General features: G+C 69.6%; 1 protein-coding gene. It reads right to left on the reverse strand.

The genetic code is table 11. The annotated features are described in order from the left end of the window. On the reverse strand, positions 1–352 hold a 352-nt coding region (locus EN861_RS34535), incomplete at both ends, for an FAD-binding oxidoreductase (RefSeq protein WP_135928224.1).

Consider the following 352-nt stretch of genomic DNA (forward strand, 5'->3'; position numbering starts at 1 on the left):
GGCGCCGGTGAGCCGCGTTCCGGTCTGGCCCAGGAAATGCCGCACTATGCGCTGCGCGCTTCGTGCATCCGGCACGCCGACCAGTGCCGTGGCGCCGGCCCCGGCCATCGGATCGAGCCGAAGCGCCACGCGGGTGACGATGCCGAGCGTCCCCTCCGCGCCGATGAAGAGATGCTTCAAATCATAGCCGGCGCTGGTCTTCAACACCCGGGTGAGGTCGGAGAACACGCGCCCGTCCGGCAGCACCGCTTCGAGGCCGAGCACGCGGTGGCGCATCGTGCCGTTGCGAAACGCCATGATGCCGCCGGCATTGGTGGAAACCATGCCGCAGATGGTGGCGCTGCCACGCGCG

It is taken from the genome of Mesorhizobium sp. M8A.F.Ca.ET.218.01.1.1, from assembly GCF_004791165.1.
Taxonomy (GTDB): domain Bacteria; phylum Pseudomonadota; class Alphaproteobacteria; order Rhizobiales; family Rhizobiaceae; genus Mesorhizobium.